A 21,221-nucleotide genomic window follows, 5' to 3' on the forward strand; every position below is an offset into this window, starting at 1 on the left:
TCCTATGCCGGGGCGCCCGGCAGCTTGACCTTGACGGCCGCCGCCGCGCAGCTCCACCCCACCGAGTAGAACCGCTCCGCGACGGCGAACACCTCGTTGTCCGTACGGTCCAGGGCCTCCGGCAACCTCGGCAGAAACACCGCCGACCGCCGCACCATCACCGGCCCGGTCGCATACAGCCAGGCCTCGTCCGCCCCGGGCACTGCCTGATCCGGGCCGACGCCGGACGTCTGCGCGAACACGATTGGGTTCCCCAGCGGGGCCACCAACCGCGGGTTCTCCAGCCGGGTCAGCGACTTGCCCACGAACCACCCGGCCGTCCATCGTGGCGCCCACACCACACCGAGCACACCGGTGCGGTCAGCGATGTGCGCCTCCAGGAGACCGAGGCCCGTCTCCAGGGCAACCGGCGTCGTGTCCGACCCGCCCAGCACCGGCGTGTCGGGTGCCGCAAGGTACGGCGTGTTCTCGGCCCCACCGGTCCAGACGTAGTGCTCCAGCGACTGCTGCTCGACCAGGCCGAGGGCGCGCCGGCCGCGGTCGAGCAGGTCCGGCCGGGCCACCGACCGCCCGGTCAGCCCGGCGTACAACCGGATCACGCCAGCCTGCACGCTGCCGACCCCATCGGGTAGGGCCATCGGCGTACGCGCCGGATCCGACGCCGCCGCCGCGTTCGTCGGCGCGGGCGCGTCGGCACACAGCGGCTCCCACTCCACACCCGCCTGGAACTCGCGCTGGTCGGCCGGATCCACCACGGCCGCCGCCGAGAACAGACCGTACCGGTAGGGCGTCACGCCGGGCGCGTCGACGTAGACCAAGGGCTGAGTCACCCGTCACCTCCTTCGGGCAGGGGCCGCGCCGCGCGGGCGCGGCCCCGGCGACCGGGCGGGATCAGGCCGCCGCGCATCCGAGCGCGACCGTCGACCCGGTGACACCGGTCGGGCACAGCGGCACCGTGACCTTGTAGGACACGTAGCAGCGCTTCAGCAGCAGCGTCGCCTGCTCGGTGAACAGCGCGATGTACTCGTTGTCCTTCAGCTTCATGCTGTCGTAGACCGCCGAAAGGTCGATGATCGGCTTCGTGCCCTTCACCCACGTGCCGGGCGCGTAGATCAGGAAGTCGGCGGACTCCGGCCACTGCCCCGGGGCGGTCGTCCCGCCGAACCCGGCGCCGCCCGCGTCGACGTATCCGTCCTGCCAGTCGTAGACCCACTGCACCCGCAGGTGCCGTCGGGAGAACCAGGCCGCGATCTGCTCGTCGGACACGTCGAAGTAGTTCACCCCCGCCCGGCGGGCCATGTCCGCCCGAACCCAGTCGAGCAGCCACAGCGGGGCCACGCACTCGAGGAGCGCCCGGCGGGCCATCCGGTACCGGTACCGGTAGTCGGTCGCCGCGAGGGACAGCGCGCCGAGCAGGGCGGTCGTGGTCTCGTCGCCGTCGACGTCGCCGCCCAACGTGAGGGTGAAGGCCGTGGACTGCGCCGGGGCGGTGGCCATGCGCTGGATCAACCGCGCGTTGATCTTGTGCTCGTGGGCGGTCATGGCCCGGCGGACCACGTCCCGGGTGAGCTCCGGCCAGATCGCGTTCTGCACGATGTCCTGCTCGATCTGCACCCCGTCCACCTCAAGGCGCGTCTCGACCCAGTTCACCGTCGGCACCCGATACGAGGGCTTGTCAGTCCCCGCGATGCTGTCGGCTTCGCTGTGCGCGAAACCGACACCCGAGTACAGGTCACGGAAGTCGAGATTGGCCGGAACCTTGATACCGCCGCCACGCGGGATCGTGATGCCCGGAAGGTCGAGCAGGCCCTCGGTCGTCTCCAGGCCCTCGCACAGCTCCCACAGCGTCTCCGACGGAGCACCCCAGCCGCCCGCAGCGACGAGGTTGCCGCCCGACAGTCGCGACTCCGACGCGGCACGCTCCACCAGCTCCATGTCGGTGAGACCCCTGTCCCCCGCGACAAGCGCCTGGTCGACTGGCAGTTCCACCCGCGCGACGTTCTGCTTGATGCGCGTCGCGACCCCCACCCCCCGCGGGAAGCCGGCGAACTTGTCGTCGAACGCCGCCGCCACCTCGGTCACCGAGCCGAACACGTGTCCGTGCGGCACGTTCGGCACGTCGGCGGCTGCCTTGATAACCGCCGACGTGCCGCCGATGCTCACCTTTGGCTTCGGCTGCCGACGAGCGGCTCTCCGCGCGAGCGACGCGACCACCGCTGTCGGCTGCCCTGCGGCCACGTCCTCGGCCGAATCTCTCTCTGACGCGCCCCCGTCGCTCTCGTCACCCTCGTCGTCCGCGCCGGCGGCGCTGTCACCGTCGCAATCCTCCGGCGTGCCGTGCACGGTCGCGTCGAGGTCGTTCAACTCCGAGGCCACCTGCAGCGCGGCCTGCTCGATCTGGGCCTGCTGCGTGCGCACCGACTGGACGAACGTCGCCAGCTCCCGCAGTCGGGCCAGCCCGGCCGCGTCCAACGCAGGGTCATCCCGCAGGGCGTCGAACGCCGCAACAGCAGCAGTCTCCAGGTCGGAGAGGGCGTCGAGGTCGAGCCCGTCCAGGCTCGCCGGGATCTCAAATTCCACCGTCGGCTCCTCAGCACGGTAGGGGTCTCATCCCCGACCGGCCCGCAGCCAGCATCGGTGTTCGCCTGACAGCGTAGCCCGGCAGAGCCGCTACGAGCGCACCCGCCAGGCCGTCGCTACTTCTGGACCCGGCGAATCGTGCCGCCGCCGCCCTTACGCACGTCCGCGATCTCCGCGTCCGCCTTCGACGCGTACTCGCCGCCCTTGCGGCCGTCGTCGTAGGACACCACCCACACGGTGGCCGTCCGGGCCTTGCCTCCGCAGTTGCAGGGCACCACTACCTCCTTCGCTACCTCGTGTGTACCGAGGCGGTCAGCGCCGCCAGGAGGCTCCGTCGGTCCCTGCCGATCGTCGCGGCGATCCGCTCGGCGGCCACCGCGTTGGCCGTACGCTGCCGCTCGGCGGCAAACCCGGCGGCCACGGCGCGGCGCACCGCCGCGTCGATCGCGGCCGGCGTCGCCGGGGCGCCCTCCCGCCGCCGCTGGCGGCCGGCCGGGTCGGATGGCAGCCACCCCGCCCAACCGGAGGCGACCATGGCGTACGCGCGGCCGCCGGACGACCGCCCCCGGACCACGGGGAACCCGCCGACATTGACGCACAAGGCCGCGACGAGCTGCCGCGCCCCGCCGATCCACCGCCAGTCCCCCGACAGCGGAGAACGGCGCAGCAACTGCACCTGCTCCTCGGTGGCCTCCGGCACCAGCGACCCGGCGATCCACGTGCCGTGAGCGTCCCGGCCGGCCCGGACCACCGCCACCTGCATGCCGGTGTCGTCGTAGTGGGCCACCGCCCTGGCCGCGCTCGCCGCCAGGTCGGCGTGCCCGGTCCCCGCCGTGATGTGCCCGACCGCGACCAGCTCCCCCTCGGCTGTCTGAATTTCCGGCCGGTGGAACCAGTCGAACCCGCCCTCCTCCGGCGGCAGCACACACTGCCCGCCGTTGAGGAAGGACAGGTGGCAGTCGCGGTCGGCAAGGTGCCCGAACACCCGCCCGTCGGCGGTCACCGTGACCGGCGTCAGCTCGGCCAAGCCCGGGTCGTCGAACCACGCCCTCGGCGGGTACAGGGGCGCGACCTGCTTCTTCGTCGCCACCGCGCCCGCCGCCGCGACCGCTGCGGTTTCCTTCTCCTCGGTGGGTTCCTTCTCCTCCTCGTCGGAGGGCCCGTCGCCCTGGGCCGGCTCGTCGTCGACCAACTCCAGCCGGGCCTCCATGAACGCCTGCGTCCCGACGAGGGTCACCGCCATCACGCGCCCCTTCGTCACGGTGACGTACGGCTCCTCGCCAGCCTCGAAGAACGCCTCCCACTCCTCGTCGCTCATCTCCTCGATCGGCTTGCCTTCACCGTCGGTGTAGGTGAACTCGAAGTCGTCGAGGTCCACCGACGGGAACAGCACGCCGCTGCGCAGCAGCTCCAGGGCTTCGCCCAGCTCCGGCACCGCATCAATGAAGTCCCCGACGCCGGTCAGCTTCGACTTCTGCACCTCGCCGGCGGTGATCCGGCCGATCGTCACCGCGCCCTCGTGCCCGGGTGCGTCCTCACGCGCCCACCGCAGCGGCAGCGGCAGGTCGCGGAACGACCATTCCCCGTCGACCGCGAAGATCCGCCGGTCCCCCGACCTGGCACCCAGCGGCGCCAGCGTCCCCTTCCACGTCGCCATCTGATTGCCACCCTTCGCGGCTACCGCCGCCGTCACCGTGTCCAACGCCGTGGCCCGATCCCGTCGGGGCCACGGGTGCTCAGGGATCGCAGGCAGGGGCGCGTCGGCCTCCACCTCGATCATCGTGCAGCGGCACTGCACCGTCTGTCCGGGCGGAGCCGCCGGGTCGCCCGGGTACCGCAGCGGCACCCCACCGACCATGAACGTCGCGTCCAGGGCGACCCGCTGCCCGTCGGCGGCCCGGTGGTCCGGCCGGGTGCGCTCGTCGTGCGTGGCCACCCACACCTTGTCCAGCTTCTCGTCGAGCGCGCTCGCGGCGGTCAGCCACCCGGTCAGCGTGCCCGCGTTGTACGCCCCGATCGTCTCGGTTCGGGCGATCGTCACCGCCCGTCCTTCCCAGGACCGCTCGCCCAGGATCGCCTCGATGGCATCGCGGATCCGCGGGATGCTCGCGCCTTCGGCGGTCAGCTCCGCGATGGCTGCCGTGACCTCCGTCCACGCGCTGTCCGGCACACCCGACAGCCTGTTCGGCAGCGCCGCCAGGTACTCGTCCTTCATCATGGCCACCCGCACCAGCTGCATGTCGCCGCCTGCGTCGGCGACCCCGGCGAGGAACGTCGCCTCGACCTCGGGCAGCAGGTGCACCGTCATCGCCTCGAACCACGCCTGCCCGGTGCCGGCGAGCGCTGACGGGTCCGGTGGCAACGCCGCCGCGGTGACGGCCGGCAGGGTGGCCGCACGGGCCGACCGCAGCCACGCCGCCAGCGCGGCCCGGGCGGCGCGCTCGACGCGCTTCTCGGCAGCGACGACCCGCGCCTCGTGGTCGAGGCGCAGCGGCAGCCACGGGTCGGCGTCGTCGGCCATGGCTACCGGTCCGCCAGCGGCTCGTCGATGGACGGCGGGTCCGAGGGCCCGTCGTCCGGGTCCCCGGTGACCACGGGGATCGTCGTGGTGGTGACCTGCGCAGACCCGTCCGGCATCCGGGCCGGCATACCCACAGGAGTTCGCGCCAGCCGGTGCAGAGTCAGCACGTCCTCGGACAGCTCCAGCCGCACGAAGTCCTTGTCGAGGACGATGCCCGCAGCAGCCAGCCCCTCGGCGAGCTTGCTCATCAGCACCTTCTCGGGATCATCCATCCTGTCTCCTCAACGTGGGTTCCGCCGCTCCACGGCGGCCGGTTCGCAGACGTGCCCGGCGTCGAGCAGCGGCGGCTGGTCGCCGTCCCACAGCTCGCCGTGCCAGCCGCAGGCCCGGCACTGGCTCCACCGCAGCGGCTCACATCCCTTGCCGGGCCCGGACCGCTGACACAGCCAGCCCCCGGTGGCCTCCAGCTCAGCGGTCGAGGGCTGGGCTGTCGGGGTGCTCACGCCCCCACCAACTCACCGCGTACCGTCCGGGCCAGGTGCTCCCGCAGCTCCGCCGGGTCGTGTCGGCTGCCCGACACGAGCAACCCGCCGACGTACCCGGTCAGGGCGGCGGTCAGCTTCTCCGCGTCGACGCCGAGCCTGGTGGCGACCGCCGGCACCGCTGTCCACGCATCGTGGAGCAACCTGGCCACCGAGGGCGGGGTGGACGGTCGGACCGTGTGGTACTCCCACGCCTTCAGGTGCACGTGCTGGTAGCGCCCCCTGCCGAGGATGCGCTTGCCGGCGATCTCCAGGGCCCGCAGAGCCAGGACCTCGCACGCGGCCACGAACGGCTCGGCCAGCGCGTCGGCCGCCGACGCGGCGACGGCGTTCTGCTCCGGCGGGCCGCGGTTCTCGGTGTCGCCGTCCGGCGGCTTCTCGGTCGTCGGCTCCTCGTCCTCGGTCGGCGCTTCGCCGGGCGGCAGCTCGGCCGGCTGCGGCGCCGGCTTCAACGCCTCCGGGTCGATGTCGACGCTCACCCCCGCGACCTTCAGCAGCCGCTGCACGAGCAGCGGACCGGACGCCGGCACCGTCCGGATGATCTCCAGCAGCCGACGCAGCTCCCGCTCTTCGTCGGTCGGCTTGTCCTCCTCGCCGAATCCGGTCTCTCGACGTAGGGCGGCTCCGGACAACTCTCCGAGTCCGTACAGGTCCTTGGCGTCCGCGCCCTTGTCCGGGCTCTGCGTCAACTCGCTGGTGTCGTACCAGACGATCCACCCGCGCGGGTCGGCAACGCCGGGCGCGCCGTCCAGCGCCGGCCACAGCATCTGCTGCGTCAGTGCCGCGCAGAACAGCTCCAGCTTCGACTCGACGTGGTACTTGATCGTCGCCTCGTCGGTCAGCCAGGCACCCCAGTGGTTCGCCTGGGTCATGCCGAGCAGCATCTCCGGCGGGGCGTCCAAGCCAAGGGCCAGCCGGCGAATCGCGCCGTCCAGCATCGATGGCACGGTGGAGCTCAGCTCCGTGGCGAACGACAGCAGCCGGGCCTTCTCCAAGTACTCGGCCGGTCCCTGCACGACGATCGGGACGAGAGCGGCCACCGAGTCGCGGTCCTTGACCGCAGTGGTCATCGCCTCAGTCAGAGTGGCAAGGAACGACGACACCCCGTCCTCGGGGTTCTCCTCCTGCTCAGCGGACGCGAAGCTCAGCTCGTTCGGCAGCAGCAGGATGCCCGCCCCGGCCAGCCGGGAGTCGATCTGCGACTGCACATACTGGGTCAGTCGCTCGATCAGCCGCAGCACCCGCCGGTTGGCCTGCACCTGCGACTTCGGTAGGGCGTGCCTGCGGGGCGACGGCGCCCAGATCCGCACGATGACGGTTTCGTCGGCTTCCAGCTCACGCGGACCATCGCCCTGGTCGAGCACGTACTTCCCAGCACGCTCCTGCAGCTCATCGTTGGAGGCGATGAACCACCTCTCCCGGTCGGTGGCGCTACCGTCCTCGTCCTTCTCCTGCTCCCCGATCAGGTAGCACTCGCCGGGTACGCCGAGCTGGATCCCGGCGTCGTGCAACAGCTCGCTTTGCTGGCCGGGGCCGCCGAGGAACGTCTCGTTGACGCCGGCCGGCGCCTGATCGGGTGTCTCGACCGGCCGGCCCTGATCGTCGACCTGGGTGATGTACAGCCGGGCACGACCCATCGCCTTCGCGATGAGGTCGACCAGGTACGCCAGTTCGCCGCACTGCTCGTAGTGCCGCCAAGCCTCTTCCTGCCACTCCTGCTTGGTGACCTTCCGCAGGCTGCCGCTGGACTCGTAGCGCATCTTTGCCGCCGAGGCGACGACGGCGGTCGCCTTTCCGACCTCACTGTCGACGTTCGGTTTCGTGCCCCACCACGCCATGCACTACTCCTCGGGCTCGGCTCGCACCAGCAGGCCGGTCGCGTACGACAGAGCCAGCGCAACCGTGGACACATCGACCCACCAGTGCCCGGACCAGCGAGGGATGTCGGAGACGTGCCACCAGCCGCCGGCTGCCGGCGCGGCGATCCACACGGACATGCACCAGCGGCAGAACAGCAGGTACGCGAAGGCGCTGCCCTCGGGCAGCCGCCTCACGACCGCCTCTCGGGGTCTCCGGGTGATCTCGTCAGCTGTAACCAGCCTGGTCACGCGGGCGACAGCGAGAAGCACCACCACGATCTCGACCAACCCCACCACGGTTGTGAGCATACGCTTAGGCACTGCGGCCGGACACCCTTGTCACCCATGGTGGCCTGAGTCCACGCCGGGATACCCCCACCCCTGCCCCACCTCGCGGCTGATCTACTCAGCTTCTTCGCTTGTCGTGGTCGTGTTCATCGCGGCACAGGTGCCAGCGCCGCCATCACCGAGTGGCCCCCGAGGCGACCTGGTGCGAGCAACAGACCTACGCCCCCCTTCACTGTGAGTAGCGACTGGCAGGGGTTCAGAGCCCCGGCAAAGTCGTCAGGTCATGCCGAGAGTGCCAGCGGCCAAGGTGCTGTTTGGACCATTAGCGTCGTCGCATGTGGATTGTCCTTGTTGGCCATTCATCCATACAGGAATAGAATGCCCCTCGCTTTCAACTCGCCAGAGCACGCCTGAGGCGTTCGTGCCGGGCATGCCCGGGTCACCAGCAGAAGCGCTCCGGCCCTAGGGCCGCCAACCCCTGAGCAGCAAGGACACCCCGACTGATGGCAGTGACTCAGCAGGAGATCGAGAACCGGTTGTGGGACGCCGCCGACGAGCTACGCGTGGCGATGCCCGAAGCGCAATACTCCTCGGTCGTCTTCCCGCTGATGTTCTGGAAGTACCTGTCGGACACCTGGGAGCACCATCACCAGGAGTTCCTCGCCGACAACGAGGACCTGGACGGCCTCTCTGTCGAGGAAGCCCACGAGATCGAGTACCGCGACTACCAGTCGTTCGAGATCCCGTTCATCCACCCCGGCACCGTCCAGCAACGTCGCGCCTCCTGGTCGTCCATCCTCGCCACCATCACCCAGCCCGGCCTCGGCAAGCGGGTCCGCGCCTCCCTGCAAGCCATCGAGACGGCCAACCCTGACAAGTTCTCCCGCCTGTTCGGATCCATGACGTGGACTTCCGAGGAAGTGCTGCCGGGAGAGGTGCTGGCGGCGGTCATGCAGGCGATGGACCGTGTCCCGCAGATGCACGAGGGCAACATGTCCCACGACGTGCTCGGTGGGGCGTACGAGTACCTGCTGAAACGTTTCTCCGACGGGTCCGGCACCCGCGCCGGCCAGTTCTTCACCCCGCGCGAGGTCGTCGAGCTGATCGTCGAGATCGTGGCCCCCAGGAGCTTCGAGTCGGTGTACGACCCGACCTGCGGGTCGGGCGGCATGCTTATCGCCTCCGCGAACCTCCTGAAGGCCCGCGGCGGGCGTGGCTACACGCTCAAGCTGTACGGGCAGGAGGCCGTCGCGGACACTGCGGGTGTGGCTCGCATGAACCTTTTCATGCACAACCTCACCCAGTTCCAGATCGAGGTCGGCGACACCCTCAAGAACCCGCGCTTCAAGAAGCCGGACGGGTCCATTGCACAGTTCGATGTGATCGTCGCCAACCCGCCGTACAGTCTGAAGTGGAAACCCTGGACAAAGGACCCACGCGCAGTCGGCGGTGTCGCCCCGCAGTCGTCGGCGGACTGGGCGTTCGTGCAACACATGATCGCCAGTATGGACCCGAAGAAGGGCCGCGCTGGCGTCGTCTTGCCTCACGGCGTCCTCTTCCGCGGCGGCCAGGAAGCAGCCATCCGCCAGCGCGTCTTGGACGACGACCTCCTCGAGGCGGTCATCGGCCTGCCCCCCAACCTTTTCTACAACACTCCTATCCCCACGGCGATCCTGGTGTTCCGTACATCGGGAACCAAGCCGGTGGAACGGCAGGACGGTGTGTTGTTCATCGACGCATCCAAGCGGTTCACCAAGGTCAAGAATCGCAACATCCTCACCGAGGCCGACATCGCCTACATGGTGACCACCTACCGCTCGGACTTCGATGCCGCCGGCAGTCCAGTGGACCCCGACGGCGATGATGGCCTGGCAGCCCGCTTCGTGCCCACCACCGAGATTGCGGCGAACGGGTACGACCTCAACATCGGGCGGTACATCAAGCAGTCCGCCACTGAGAGCGAAGACCTAGGCACCCTGATCAAGGCGTACAACCTCGCCCGGGCCGAACGGCGGAAGACCGAGCAGCGGATGCTCGACGTACTCACCGGTGCCGGCATCGAGGGCTTCGATGAGTGACCCGATGAGTGATGACCATGCCGCCGGCTTCCAGGAGGGTTGGGTCCGGGCTCCTCTGGCACGGTTCCTCAGCCTGAATCTGGAATCCGTAGACGTGGACCCCGGACAGATGTACCCAACCGTGGGGGTGCTCAACAGAGGGCGAGGGCTGCTCTACCGAGATCCCGTAGCAGGGAGTTCGACCTCCTACAAGCAGCTTAATCGAATCGGCCCAGGGGTGCTCGTCTACAGTCGACTCAAGGCGTTCGAGGGCGCTGTGACCGTCACGCCTGACGACCTGCCGGAATCGTTCGCTTCACAGGAGTTCCCCACTTTTACGTTCGCATCCGACGCGGACCCTTCCTTCTTTCGCATCCTCACCACGACGCAGGGCATGTGGGACGCCCTTCAGGGAGCGTCTAAGGGAATGGGGGGCAGGCGTGAGCGGGTGAAGCCCGCCGACTTTCTCAGTATCGTCGTGGACATTCCGCCCCTGCCTACACAGAAACGGATAGTCGAGATTGTCGAAGCGGTGGACGACCAGATCACCACACTCGACGTCGAGGCCAACGCACTCACCCGGGTTCATCATGCAACGCGTGAGTCGCTGCTGCAGGATGCCCCGCTGATCCCGCTCTCCGATGTCTGCGAGCTGACCGCACGGCTCGTGGACCCAAGACTAAAGGAGTACGCGGACTTGATCCATATCGGTGTTGAGGCGATTGCCAAAGATACCGGTGAAATCATCGGCGCACGAACAGCTCGGGAAGACGGACTCATTAGCGGGAAGTATCTGTTCGGCGAAGGCGACGTCATCTACTCGAAGATTCGTCCGTCGCTGCGGAAGGTTGCCGTCCCGGGATTTTCAGGGCTGTGCAGTGCAGACGCCTACCCACTTACGCCCAAGGATGGCGTCCCTGCGACGCTGCTGCGTGAGGTACTACTCCAGGAACGTGTCGTCGAATCCTCGGTTTCGATGGCTGGGCGAACCAAGATGCCCAAGGTTAACCGCAAGCAGCTGTTCTCGATCCTGGTGGCACTTCCTCGCCCGGAGAGTCTTGCTGTGGTTGATGCCGCACTATCCGCGCTTCGGAAGCAGCGTGAGGCTGTCCTTGCTGAAGCCGCCTGCCTTCGCAAAGTCCGGGCAGGGCTTCTGTCGGGGCTTCTAGACCGCACCATCGATATCAAATCCGCCGAACTGAAGGTCTGATCCGTGGCGAAGGGCATTCGGGAGCGCGAGTTCCAGAATCTGGTGATCCAGTGGTCTCTCCCAGCGGGCTGGGGCTACACAGCGGGCAGATCGCTGCCGCGTGAGACGACGCAGACTGTGATCGCCAGCCAGTTGCGGGACTCCCTCGTCCGGCTCAACCCTGCGGTAATCGGCGGGTTCGACGTGGATGCGGTGGTCGAGGAGATCACCGCCACGGTCAACGCTGTCGAGGGCGGGCTGGTGCGGGCCAACGAGCAGGTGCTACGCCTGCTGCGCGGGCAGAAGGAGTTCCGGGACGCCGACGGCATGTGGCACGCCCTGAAGATCATCGACGTCAAACACCCGACCGCCAACACGCTTGTCGTGTCAGACGAGGTGACCATCACCGTCCCCGGCAAGACCTCCCGCCGGTTCGACCTCGTGTACTGGGTCAACGGGCTGCCCCTGGTCGTGGTCGAGGTGAAGTCGCCGACCGCGAAGTCCGGGTGGGCTAACGCCGCCCGCGAGATCAATGACGTGTACGCCACCGAGTACCCCTGGTTCTTCACCCCCAACGTCTTCGCCGTCGCCTCCGACGGGCTGAAGCTGCGGTTCGGTGCCGTTGGCGCGCCCCTGAACCTCTGGCAGCCGTTCCGGTCCACCGCCGACGACGAGAACTTGTCCGGGCAGGCCGACGTGCAACGCTCCGTCGAGCTGCTGCTCAACCCGGCGACCGTCCTGGACATGCTCGCCAACTTCGCCCTGTTCGACACCTCCGGCGGCGGCGCGGACAAGAAGTACCTGCCCCGCTACCCGCAGAGGGAAGCCGCCCACCTGATCCACGAGCGAGTCCTCGCCGGCGGCCAGAAGGGCCTCATCTGGCACCACCAAGGCAGCGGGAAGACGCTGCTGATGGTGTTCGCCGCCTCACTGCTACTGGCCGACACCCGTACCGAGTCGCCCACCATCATCCTGCTGTCAGACCGGACCCAGCTCGTCCGGCAGACCTCCGGGGTGTTCACCTCCGCGATGGGGGACGCCTACTTCCATCAGCCCGCCACGAGCCAGGAGTTGCGGTCCTTGCTGGCCGGCGACGTGCGTGGCGTCATCTCCACGACCGTCCACAAGTTCGCCAACGCCGGCAAGAACCTGTCGACCCGGGACAACATCATCGTGCTGGTCGACGAGGCACACCGCACCCAATCCGACAGGGAGAAGTCCCTGGCCGGGCAGATGCGTGCGGCACTGCCGCACGCGAAGTTCTTCGGCATGACCGGCACGCCCATCCGCAATCTCGCCACCGACACCTTCGCCCTCTTCGGTGAGGAGGCCGACCCGGGCAGGGTGTTGCATCGGTACTCGGTGTCCCGGTCTCTGCGGGACGAGGCGACCGTCCCGGTCATGCTCGACCCGCACCCGGTTGCCTTCGAGATGAACGACCAGGAGTTGCAGGCCGAGTTCGACCAGTTCGCCGACGACTTCGACCTCGACGACCCCGACCGCGAGGCCCTGTCCCGCAAGTTCGGGCGCCTCACCTCGGTGTTCGCCAACCCCGAACGCATCCACACGGTCTGCCAGGACATCGTCGACCACTACCTCGCCGGCGCCTACCGTAACGGCCTCAAGGCCCAGGTCGTCGCCTACAACCGCGAACTGGCCGTCACGTACACGGACAAGATCAACGAGCTACTGGCCGGGTTTGAGGCGTCACAGGTACTCGCCGAGGTCGGGAAGCACAACCGGATCACCGCCGAGGTGAACATCTCCGTCTCCGACTCCAAGGACGAAGACCCCGCCATGCGGCCCTACCAGCTCTCGGAAGCCGAGGAGGAAGAACAGAAGCGGAGGTTCCTCACCCCCGACGACCCGCTGTGCTTCCTGGTGGTGACCGCGAAGCTGATGGTTGGGTTCGACGCCCCCAACGAGGGCGTCCTCTACCTGGACAAGCCGCTAAAGGCCCACACCCTGTTCCAGACCATCACCCGCCCCAACCGTACCTGGGTGTCCCCGACCGGGTTCGTGAAGACCTCCGGCGTGGTCGTGGACTACATCGGCCTGGCCGAAGAGGTCCAGCGGGCCGTCGTCGACCCCACTGCGGCAGGGGCCGGCAAGGGCGGAGGGTTCGTCACCGACCCGACCGAGCTGGTCGCCGAGTTCCGCACCACCTTCGCTCGCATCGAAGACCTCCTCGCTGACGTAGACGACCTAGACCTCACGGTCCACGGATACGAGTCCGTGCGGGCGATCAACGTCTTCCTGGACGCCAACCCCGGTGCCGCCGAGGTGTTCAGCAAGGATTACCGGCTCCTGGCCCGCCTGTATCCGCTCATCAGCACCGACAAGCGGGTCACCAAGTACCGGGACGGCTTCGGGCTGTTCGGGTCCGTGTACACGACCCTGTTCAAGAAGTCCTCCGACGAGGAGAGGAAGGAACGGCTCAGCGAGTTGGGACCGATGGTCCTGGAGATCATCAACGCCCACGTCCACTCCTTCTCCGTGGTCGCCTCCCAGGAGGAACCCCTCGTCCTGGACGCCCAGGGCATCGCCATCCTCAAGGAGCTGATGGCCCTCGTCCGCCCCAAGCCCGACAAGGACAACGGCGAGGACAAGAAACCCCCGTCCGCGGCGGAAATCCTGGACCAGATCAAGGCCGCCCTCGACAAGGGGGTCGAACCAGGGTCCGCGAAGTACACCGCCCTCGCCGAGCGGATCAGGCTGCTGCGCGACCGGATCATCCAGAACGCCCAGGACGCCCTGGAGTTCCTGGCCGAAGCCCTTCGGATCGCCCGCGCCATCGTGAACGCCGAGAAGCACCCCGATGAAGCCGTCATCGTGCTGGACGATGACCACGTAGGCGTCCTGTCACGGATCATCCACGACCACGCACCGCCTGGCCTCACCGTCACCGAGAGGAACCTGGCCGAGGAAATCGACAAGGTGGTTACCCAAACCCTCGCAAAGTCATGGGACAACGCAGATGCTCGCAACCGAGGCGTCCGCCGCGCCACCGCCGCCGTCTTCCGCCGGTACATGTTGAAGCCAGTGGGAGAGCCGTATGACTCCACCGTCGCCTACATCGAAGCCCACTACCTCGTTGACTGACGAAGGGACGACACCCGGGCAACCGGACCGAACGCGAGTGACTTACGGCGGGAGGGCAGGATGCTCTGGTGCTCATCATCCCGCTCCCCGGCCACGACCGGGAGAATCTGCGCTCCATCCTGACCGGATTGCACCAGCAGCTCGTCAACCTACGCGGCGGCGGTGGCGGACAACGTGCCCTCGGGCGGGTCATCTCCTACATCGATTGGGCGCAGGAAGCCCGGAGGATGCTCCGCAACCAGGTCCGCCCGGCCGAGGCAGAGCACCTGGTCCCGACGAAGAGCTGGGAGTTGGCGCTCACTGCCACGACCACCTTCGCTTCCATCGACCCGGCTGGCGAACGGCTTCTCAACGGATTCGTGTCCGCCGAACTCGACGAGCGGATCCACGTGCTCACGCGAGTGCTGGCGGACCTGACGGACGAGATGGAGAGGTTCACCCGACCGGGTGAACTGATCGTCCTCGACACGACGTGTTTCATCGAACACCGCGACAAGCTGGAGGATCTCGACCTCGCCGCAGCAATGTGCGCGGGCACCGACGACATCCACATCATCGTGCCCATGGTCGTCATCGACGAACTCGACGGGCTGAAGCGTGTGCACGACAAGAAGTGGCGCGCCAGCTACACCCTCGCCTACCTGGACAAGCTCCTACCGTCGCCAGACCAAATCGGGGTCATCCGTCCATCCGGTCTGCACCAGCTCATGGCCGGCGGCGAGTTACGCGGCTCGGTGACCGTACAGATCCTGTTCGACCCACCCGGCCACGTCCGGGTGCCGATCGCCGATGACGAGATCGTAGATCGGGCAGTCGCCGTTCAGTCCCTGGCCGGCCGCCCCGTGTGGCTGGCAACCATCGACACCGGGATGGCGTTCCGCGGCCGAGCCGCCGGCCTGAACGTGCTCAAGATGGAGAAGCCCGACGACGAGGAAGAACAGCCAGGCTCATCAGGCAAACGCAGGGGCAAGGCGGGGATCGGCAGCGGCGCCGCCGCCGAGGTGCGGAAGATTCAGGACCCGGCCGAGCGGATCATCCGCGCAAGTGAAGCGATCGCGGCCGGCAAGCAGGACGACGCGGAGCTGAAACGGCTCCGTCGAGCGGCACTTGAACAGCTGGCGATCGACCTGACCCACGTCGAGATCGCGGCCAGAACAAACCTGACCGAGCAGCAGGTGGGACAACTGCTCGGCACGCCGAAGCCGACCCCGTGACCGCCCGGCCGAAGCCGCCGCCGTTGCCGCAGACGTCTCCCACCCGGCTACCTCCGGTGTCGCGAGCTACCAGGCTAGGGGCCGACGCTGGAAGAAGAGCCTCCCGGTGGGGCCATCCGATGGCAGGGTGGCAAGCCACACGAAGGTATCCGCAGCCTCATCCGGCGTACAGTTCGCCTTCCCGTAGGCCAGGCGGGTGTCGACCTTTCCCGGTGAGGCGGCATTCACCAGAATGCCGTCGTCCTTCAACTCGGCCGCAAGAATGCAGGTCAGAGCGTTCACTCCCACCTTGGACACCCGATAGGAAACGCTTCCCGGCCCCATCTCGCCAAAGGTGCCCATGTGGCTGGAGACGTTGACAATTCTGCCGTACTTGTTCTTCCTCATCTCCGGGATGGCCGAAGTGCAGCAGCGCCAGGTTCCCATGATGTTGGTGTCCAGGGTTGCTCGCACCTTCTCGATGTCGGCGCTGGCCGCCGCCTGGCCACGGTCGATGGCGATGCCGGCGTTGTTCACCAGGATGTCCAGCCGGCCGTACTGGTGGCCCACGTCGGCCATCGCGCGAGCGACGCTGGCTGGGTCGGCGATGTCGAGCTGATGGCCGGATGCGGAAAGTCCCTCCGCGGATAGCTCGTCAGCGGCCCGCACGGCGGCTTCCTCGGTACGAGCCGTGACGACCACGTGGGCACCGGTCCGGGCTATGCCCCGGGCGATGGCCTTCCCAAGCCCACGGTTGGAGCCGGTGATCACGGCTACGCGCCTGGCCTCACTCATGCGAGCAGAGTACGCACGCGCTCGTCCAGCGCGGTTACGGCGGGGTGTCGATGGACCGTCAGGCGACCGTGGATGTCCAGTAGGCGGCGGTGGTTGCGCACCGAGCGGCTGGCGGCGACGTCGGGGGCGGCCTCGGCCACCAGGGCGCACGCATGGTCGATGTCTCCAAGGTTGAAAACGGAGTCGGCGCGCCAGATCAGGTAGGTTGCGCGGTCTCGACTGCGCTCGGCGGGTTGGAGAGCGAGCGTCTGCTGAAGCCATTGGTCGCTTGCCTGATGCCGTTGCAGGAGGAGGTAGCACGCGGCAACCTGGGCCGAGTACTCCGCGTGATCGAAGTAGCTGGCCCACGCGGGACTGGTTTCATCGTCGGCACGGGACATTTCCGTGTCGGCTTCTGCCAGCCGTCGTTCGCACGCGACCGACTCACCGAGCACCGCATGGGCGCGAGCCAGGCGAGTAGTAAGCATCGCTCGTACCCGCGCGGGCGCGGTCTTCGCCCCAGCCCGCGCAGCGTCGGCAAGGCGAAGCGCCTCGGTGGGGCGCTCCGTGTCGACTCGTTGCAGGCTCATGCACTTCAGGATGTTGGCACCGGCCGCACGGTCGGATGCGGAGTGAGCAGCGTGGAGGGCGGCCAACCAGTAGCGCTCGGCCGCAGCGTGGAAGCCCGCGTCGAAACTTGCCCAGCCGGCGATCCGACCCAGTTCGGCGGCGACGGTCAACAGGCGGTTGGCGGACGCCTCCGAGTAGCTACTGTGGCGCAGGAGATCCGTGACCAAGCGAAGCTCCGCGTCGACCAGGGAACGCACGCTCCCGCCGCCAAGACTGGCGTCCATGCGGCGCAGCGCCGGTAGTCGCTGTTCAAAGCAATCGAGAAGATCCGCGTCGACGCGGCCTCCTTGGAGCGCCGCGTTGATTCTGGGAGGCTCGGCCGCAAGCCACCGCTCCGCTATCGCAACAGCCAACCCGGCCTGCATGATCAGAAACCCTCGGCGATCTAGCACCGCTGGCCCCGCAGTACCGTCAAGGAGAGCCACTGCTCCATCGAACGTCCACGGTGTTGTAGTGCTGATCGCCGGGCCGGTCGGGAGCCAATGAGGCCATCCGAGCGCTTTGACTGTCTGCCGATCAACGCCAAGCTCGTCGGCCAGTGCGAGCTGTGAATCTTCATCCGGCACCACGCCCCATCGCTCCCAGCGCCACGCCTTCTCCCGCCGTGCGGCGGTGTTCAGGCGGCGCGCGATGACGTTGACAAGGTCTTGCTGCGTCCAGCTTCGCTGTTCTCGAACATAGCTCAGCGGATGCACCAAGAGTTGGCTCCGTGGCGATGGCGCTCGCGTCATCCTGCCTCCCCGGTCATCGCCGTCACTCTAGCCCGAAGCAGCCAGAAAGATACGCGCTCAACTGCGGAAACTATTCGATTACGGCCAGGAGACAACAGCGAGACAACACAACCCCCGTCGATTTGATCTAGTCATTCGGCTTTTCTGAACAGGCGATCCGCTCCGGCGTCAGCCGGGTCAATTCCGACCTGACACGACTGCACCGATTGCTACTTCCAGGCGACCTCAGCGGCGTCATCTTCCAACCGAAGCAGCACGCCTCGCATGTGAACCCATGTTTGGACTCCGCAGCGCTACAGCTCGGACCTTCACACCAAGGAGTTGGCAAATGACGGTGATCGAAACACGTGCACCTGCGCCCGCTCAGGTGGTGGGCGCAGACGTCGCTGCTGCGGTTGCCGCCGCTGAGCAGATGCTGGTCGCGCTCGGCGTCGACACCCAAGTAGAGCACCTTCGGCGGACGGCGGAACGGATGGTGCTGTCGTACGGCGAGATGCTGACGCCGACGCCGTTCGAGGCGACAGACTTCCTCAACGAGGCGAAGCACCAGGGCTTCGTCATCGTGCAGGATGTGGCGTTCGCCGCGATATGCGCTCATCACCTGCTGCCGTTCGTCGGCTCGGCGACCGTCGGATATCTCCCGGGTGCTCGGCTCTTGGGGTTGTCGAAGCTGGCGCGGCTGGTCGAGCACGCCACACGCGGCGTTCAGGTCCAGGAGAACGTCACGCAGCAGATCGCCGACGGACTGCAGCGGGTCGTCCCGGACCACGGTGGCATCGGGGTATTCGTCGAGGCTGAGCACCTCTGCATGACGCTGCGCGGCGCGAAGGCGCGGGGTGCCTCGACGGTGACCTCGACGTGGCGCGGCGCGCTGGAACGCGACGCCACGCTGCGGTCGGAGTTTCTCAGTGTGGCCGGGCGGAGGTCGCGGCCGTGAACACCTTCGCACTGCCGCTGGTCACTCCGGTGCCCACGCACGTCGTCGTCATCGTCTCCGGTGGCATGGACAGCACGGTTCTGGCCTATGCCCTGCATCGGGCCGGGTCAGCGGTGACGCTGCTGTCATGCGACTACGGGCAGCGACATCGCCGCGAGCTGGACTACGCGGCACGGACCGCTGAGGCCCTGCGCGCGCCACACGACGTGGTCGACCTGACGGGCATCGTCGGTGTGCTGTCGGGATCGGCCCTCACTGACGTCCGCGTCGATGTGCCGGACGGGCACTACACCGACGCGTCGATGCGCGCCACGGTCGTGCCCAACCGAAACGCGATCATGCTCGATGTGGCCGTGGCGCGCGCTGTCTCGGCCGGTGCGGATGCGGTGGGGTTCGGTGCCCACGCCGGTGACCATCCGATCTACCCCGACTGCCGCCCGGCGTTCCTGGCCGCCTACGAGTCAGCTGCCCGAATAGCGAACGAAGGATTCCTGCCCGCAGGCTTTCGCGTCGTCGCGCCGTTCATCGGCTGGTCGAAAGCCGACATCGCCCGACTCGGTGACGTCATTGGCGTGCCGTTCGTCGATACCTGGTCCTGCTACAAGGGCGGGCAACGGCACTGCGGAACCTGTGGCACCTGCGTCGAGCGGCGCGAGGCGTTCGAGAAAGCCGGCGTGACAGACCCGACCGCGTACGTCACCACATCGGAGGTGAGCTGATGCACCGCATCGGCAAGCAGTTCCGGTTCGAGGCCGCGCACTCGCTGCCCGACCTGCACGAAGGCCACCAGTGCGCGCGCGTTCATGGGCACAGCTACATAGTCGAGGTGCACCTCGTCACCGATGGTGAGCTGACCCGGCCAGGTTTCATCGTGGACTTCGCCGAACTCGGCCCGTTCGGCGCGCATGTCCGCGACCACTTCGACCACCGCGACCTCAACGCCGTCCTGGACGCGCCGCCGACGAGCGAGCACCTCGCCGCCTACTTCTACCGTTGGTGCTGCGAGCACCTGCGGCTCCCGGCCCTCGTGCGGGTGGAGAAGGTCCGGGTGTCGGAGACGGCATCCACCTTCGCCGAGTACGGGCCGGGCCTGTCATGACCGCGATGGCCACGCCCGCCGTGCCGCCGACCGCGACCGGTTCGCCGGTGCTGCCGTTGCTCGTCGCGGAGACATTCGGCCCGACCTTGCAGGGCGAAGGCCCGAGCACCGGTCAGCAGGCGGTGTTCCTGCGCTTGTCGCGGTGCAACCTGTCCTGCCCACGCTGCGACACCCCGTACACCTGGGATGTCTCCCGCTTTGATCTGCGCGCGCACACAACCCAGCGCACCGCCGAAGATGTCGTCAGGTGGGTGTTGAGGCAGCCGACGCGACTGCTGGTCATCACCGGCGGCGAGCCGCTGTTGCAGCAGGATCGGCTGCTGCCTGTGGTGGAGGCGGTCACCGAGGCGGGGCGACGGGTAGAGATCGAGACCAACGGCACCGTCGTTCCCCTGACGGATCTGGTCGCGTCGACGGCCTCGTTCAACGTGTCTCCGAAGCTGCCCGGCTTCGCCGGGGCGAGGGACGGTCGGCGGCGCATCACCCCGGCCGCACTGTCAGCGCTGGCGGCCTCGGGGCGGGCCGTGTTCAAGTTCGTGGCCACCAGCACGGCGGAGTTGGACGAGATCGCCCGGTTGCAGGAGCGGTTCGGGCTGGACCCGGTGTGGGTGATGCCCGAAGGCACCAACAGCAAGGAAGTCCTGGGCGGGATGCGGGACCTCGCGGACGCGGTCATAGCAAGAGGCTGGCACCTGAGCAGCCGCCTGCACGTGTTGCTGTGGGAGGACACCCGTGGCCGCTGAAGCACCGGGCTTACACCCGCTGGATGGGCTTGGACGGGGCCGTCGTTCCCGCCGTGACCAGCCGCGCGTGTTGGGGAGCGGCCCTGCGATCGTCGGCGGCGGGATCGTTCCTGCCGTCCAAGCGAACCCAACGATAGCCCAACCCGCCTCACCTGTGCAGGCCCCAGCGCACTCACTCATGCCCTTCCTGGTAGACCTGCCACATCTGGTGGCGGCGGCGCGGCTGTGCATGCGTCGCGCTGCCGCACCGGGTGCTGACGGGCTTACCTGGGCCGGCTACCGCAATGGTCTGCGAGCGCGTCTCGGTGACCTGTCCGGCCGGCTGCGGACGGGGACGTGGGAGCCGGACCCGTTACGGCATGTGGAGATCATGTCCTACACGGGCAAAGTGTTCCCCGCGGTTATCCCGACGGTCGAGGACCGCATCGTGCACCGGGCAATGCGCCGCGCGGTGGAGCCGATCCTCGAGCGCTCCGTCCTGGCGGACTGGGTATCGGCGTACCGGCCGCGCCGCAACCGGATCACCGCCCTGCGCCAAGCCGAGCAGCACCTGGCGGCGGGACGGCAGTGGGTCGCCGATGTCGACGTGGCCGGCGCCTCGACGGGCGGCAGCACCGAACAGTTCGTGGACTGGCTCGCCGTCCACGTGGCCGACGGCTCGTTCCTGCGTCTGTTTCGCCGCGCCGTCGAGGCGTTGCCGGGGCCGCTCGTCCCGGGCAGCGGCCTGTGGCCGGTGCTGTTTCACCTGCGCCTATCCCAGGTTGACGCACTGCTCACCGACTGGCCGGCCGTGCGCTTCGCCGACAACTACCTGATCTTCGCGGCGGACGAGCCCGGCGCGACCGTCGCATTCGACGCCCTCAGCGCCGCCCTCGCCACGGTGCAGATGCAGCCGCACCCGCGCAAGAGCCGCGTCCGGCCGCCGCACCAGGCGAACACCGAAGACCTGTTCCTCATCGACGGATGAAGGGAACCA

Annotated in this window: 19 protein-coding genes; 9 read left to right on the forward strand and 10 right to left on the reverse strand. The window is 68.0% G+C overall.

The annotated features are described in order from the left end of the window. Positions 1–2: 2 nt before the first annotated feature. The 8 genes from V6U90_RS16100 to V6U90_RS16135 all read right to left on the reverse strand — a co-directional run bounded on the left by V6U90_RS16100 (position 3) and on the right by V6U90_RS16135 (position 7,697). Complete coding sequence (locus tag V6U90_RS16100) at positions 3–830, reverse strand: hypothetical protein (protein WP_334436547.1); 828 nt, start codon at positions 828–830, stop codon at positions 3–5. Between the two features lie 61 nt (positions 831–891). Further along, complete coding sequence (locus tag V6U90_RS16105; RefSeq protein WP_334436550.1) at positions 892–2,580, reverse strand: major capsid protein; 1,689 nt, start codon at positions 2,578–2,580, stop codon at positions 892–894. Between the two features lie 116 nt (positions 2,581–2,696). After that, positions 2,697–2,855: a hypothetical protein gene (locus tag V6U90_RS16110; RefSeq protein ID WP_334436553.1), complete on the reverse strand. Its 159-nt coding sequence runs from the start codon at positions 2,853–2,855 to the stop codon at positions 2,697–2,699. Between the two features lie 14 nt (positions 2,856–2,869). Further along, positions 2,870–5,101, reverse strand: coding sequence for a phage head morphogenesis protein (locus V6U90_RS16115; RefSeq protein ID WP_334436555.1), 2,232 nt, complete (start codon positions 5,099–5,101; stop codon positions 2,870–2,872). A gap of 2 nt (positions 5,102–5,103) precedes the next feature. Next, positions 5,104–5,373: a hypothetical protein gene (locus tag V6U90_RS16120; RefSeq protein WP_334436558.1), complete on the reverse strand. Its 270-nt coding sequence runs from the start codon at positions 5,371–5,373 to the stop codon at positions 5,104–5,106. Positions 5,374–5,382: 9 nt separating this feature from the next. Continuing rightward, the gene (locus tag V6U90_RS16125; RefSeq protein ID WP_334436561.1) at positions 5,383–5,604 is read right to left on the reverse strand and encodes a hypothetical protein; all 222 of its coding nucleotides are present in this window, start codon (positions 5,602–5,604) and stop codon (positions 5,383–5,385) included. Further along, positions 5,601–7,481, reverse strand: coding sequence for a hypothetical protein (locus V6U90_RS16130; RefSeq protein WP_334436564.1), 1,881 nt, complete (start codon positions 7,479–7,481; stop codon positions 5,601–5,603). Before V6U90_RS16130 ends, V6U90_RS16125 begins: the two co-directional genes overlap by 4 nt. 3 nt (positions 7,482–7,484) lie before the next feature. After that, positions 7,485–7,697: a hypothetical protein gene (locus V6U90_RS16135; protein WP_334436567.1), complete on the reverse strand. Its 213-nt coding sequence runs from the start codon at positions 7,695–7,697 to the stop codon at positions 7,485–7,487. A gap of 596 nt (positions 7,698–8,293) precedes the next feature. Here V6U90_RS16135 and V6U90_RS16140 point away from each other — a divergent pair. The 4 genes from V6U90_RS16140 (at position 8,294) to V6U90_RS16155 (ending at position 15,352) form a co-directional block, all read left to right on the forward strand. Then, positions 8,294–9,868: a type I restriction-modification system subunit M gene (locus tag V6U90_RS16140; RefSeq protein ID WP_334436570.1), complete on the forward strand. Its 1,575-nt coding sequence runs from the start codon at positions 8,294–8,296 to the stop codon at positions 9,866–9,868. Further along, positions 9,861–11,057, forward strand: coding sequence for a restriction endonuclease subunit S (locus V6U90_RS16145; protein WP_334436572.1), 1,197 nt, complete (start codon positions 9,861–9,863; stop codon positions 11,055–11,057). The genes V6U90_RS16140 and V6U90_RS16145 overlap by 8 nt, the downstream gene beginning before the upstream one ends. Positions 11,058–11,060: 3 nt before the next feature. Next, complete coding sequence (locus V6U90_RS16150) at positions 11,061–14,138, forward strand: type I restriction endonuclease subunit R (RefSeq protein WP_334436575.1); 3,078 nt, start codon at positions 11,061–11,063, stop codon at positions 14,136–14,138. A 68-nt stretch (positions 14,139–14,206) separates the two neighbouring features. Next, positions 14,207–15,352 (forward strand): PIN domain-containing protein, encoded by a 1,146-nt coding sequence (locus tag V6U90_RS16155; RefSeq protein ID WP_334436577.1) that lies wholly within the window; start codon positions 14,207–14,209, stop codon positions 15,350–15,352. Between the two features lie 66 nt (positions 15,353–15,418). Here V6U90_RS16155 and V6U90_RS16160 read toward each other — a convergent pair whose 3' ends face one another. Together V6U90_RS16160 and V6U90_RS16165 are read right to left on the reverse strand one after the other, a co-directional pair. After that, entirely contained in the window at positions 15,419–16,126 is a 708-nt protein-coding gene (locus V6U90_RS16160; RefSeq protein ID WP_334436579.1) for an SDR family oxidoreductase, read from the reverse strand. Beyond that, the gene (locus V6U90_RS16165; RefSeq protein ID WP_334436680.1) at positions 16,123–17,430 is read right to left on the reverse strand and encodes a transcriptional regulator; all 1,308 of its coding nucleotides are present in this window, start codon (positions 17,428–17,430) and stop codon (positions 16,123–16,125) included. Before V6U90_RS16165 ends, V6U90_RS16160 begins: the two co-directional genes overlap by 4 nt. Before the next feature lie 364 nt (positions 17,431–17,794). On the opposite strand from V6U90_RS16165, the gene folE reads away from it, so the two are divergent. From folE to V6U90_RS16190, 5 genes are all read left to right on the forward strand, one after another. Beyond that, positions 17,795–18,403, forward strand: coding sequence for a GTP cyclohydrolase I (gene folE, locus V6U90_RS16170; RefSeq protein ID WP_334436582.1), 609 nt, complete (start codon positions 17,795–17,797; stop codon positions 18,401–18,403). Then, positions 18,400–19,122, forward strand: a complete 723-nt coding sequence (gene queC, locus V6U90_RS16175; RefSeq protein WP_334436585.1) for a 7-cyano-7-deazaguanine synthase QueC — start codon at positions 18,400–18,402, stop codon at positions 19,120–19,122. The genes folE and queC overlap by 4 nt, the downstream gene beginning before the upstream one ends. Further along, on the forward strand, positions 19,122–19,502 hold the full coding sequence (locus V6U90_RS16180; RefSeq protein WP_334436588.1) for a 6-pyruvoyl trahydropterin synthase family protein: 381 nt from the start codon (positions 19,122–19,124) through the stop codon (positions 19,500–19,502). The genes queC and V6U90_RS16180 overlap by 1 nt, the downstream gene beginning before the upstream one ends. A gap of 5 nt (positions 19,503–19,507) precedes the next feature. Beyond that, complete coding sequence (locus tag V6U90_RS16185; protein WP_334436591.1) at positions 19,508–20,245, forward strand: 7-carboxy-7-deazaguanine synthase QueE; 738 nt, start codon at positions 19,508–19,510, stop codon at positions 20,243–20,245. Between the two features lie 178 nt (positions 20,246–20,423). Next, positions 20,424–21,212, forward strand: a complete 789-nt coding sequence (locus V6U90_RS16190) for an RNA-directed DNA polymerase (Reverse transcriptase) (protein ID WP_334436593.1) — start codon at positions 20,424–20,426, stop codon at positions 21,210–21,212. The last annotated feature ends 9 nt before the right edge of the window (positions 21,213–21,221 follow it).

This window comes from Micromonospora sp. CPCC 206060 (assembly GCF_036906895.1).
In the GTDB taxonomy this organism is placed as follows: domain Bacteria; phylum Actinomycetota; class Actinomycetes; order Mycobacteriales; family Micromonosporaceae; genus Micromonospora.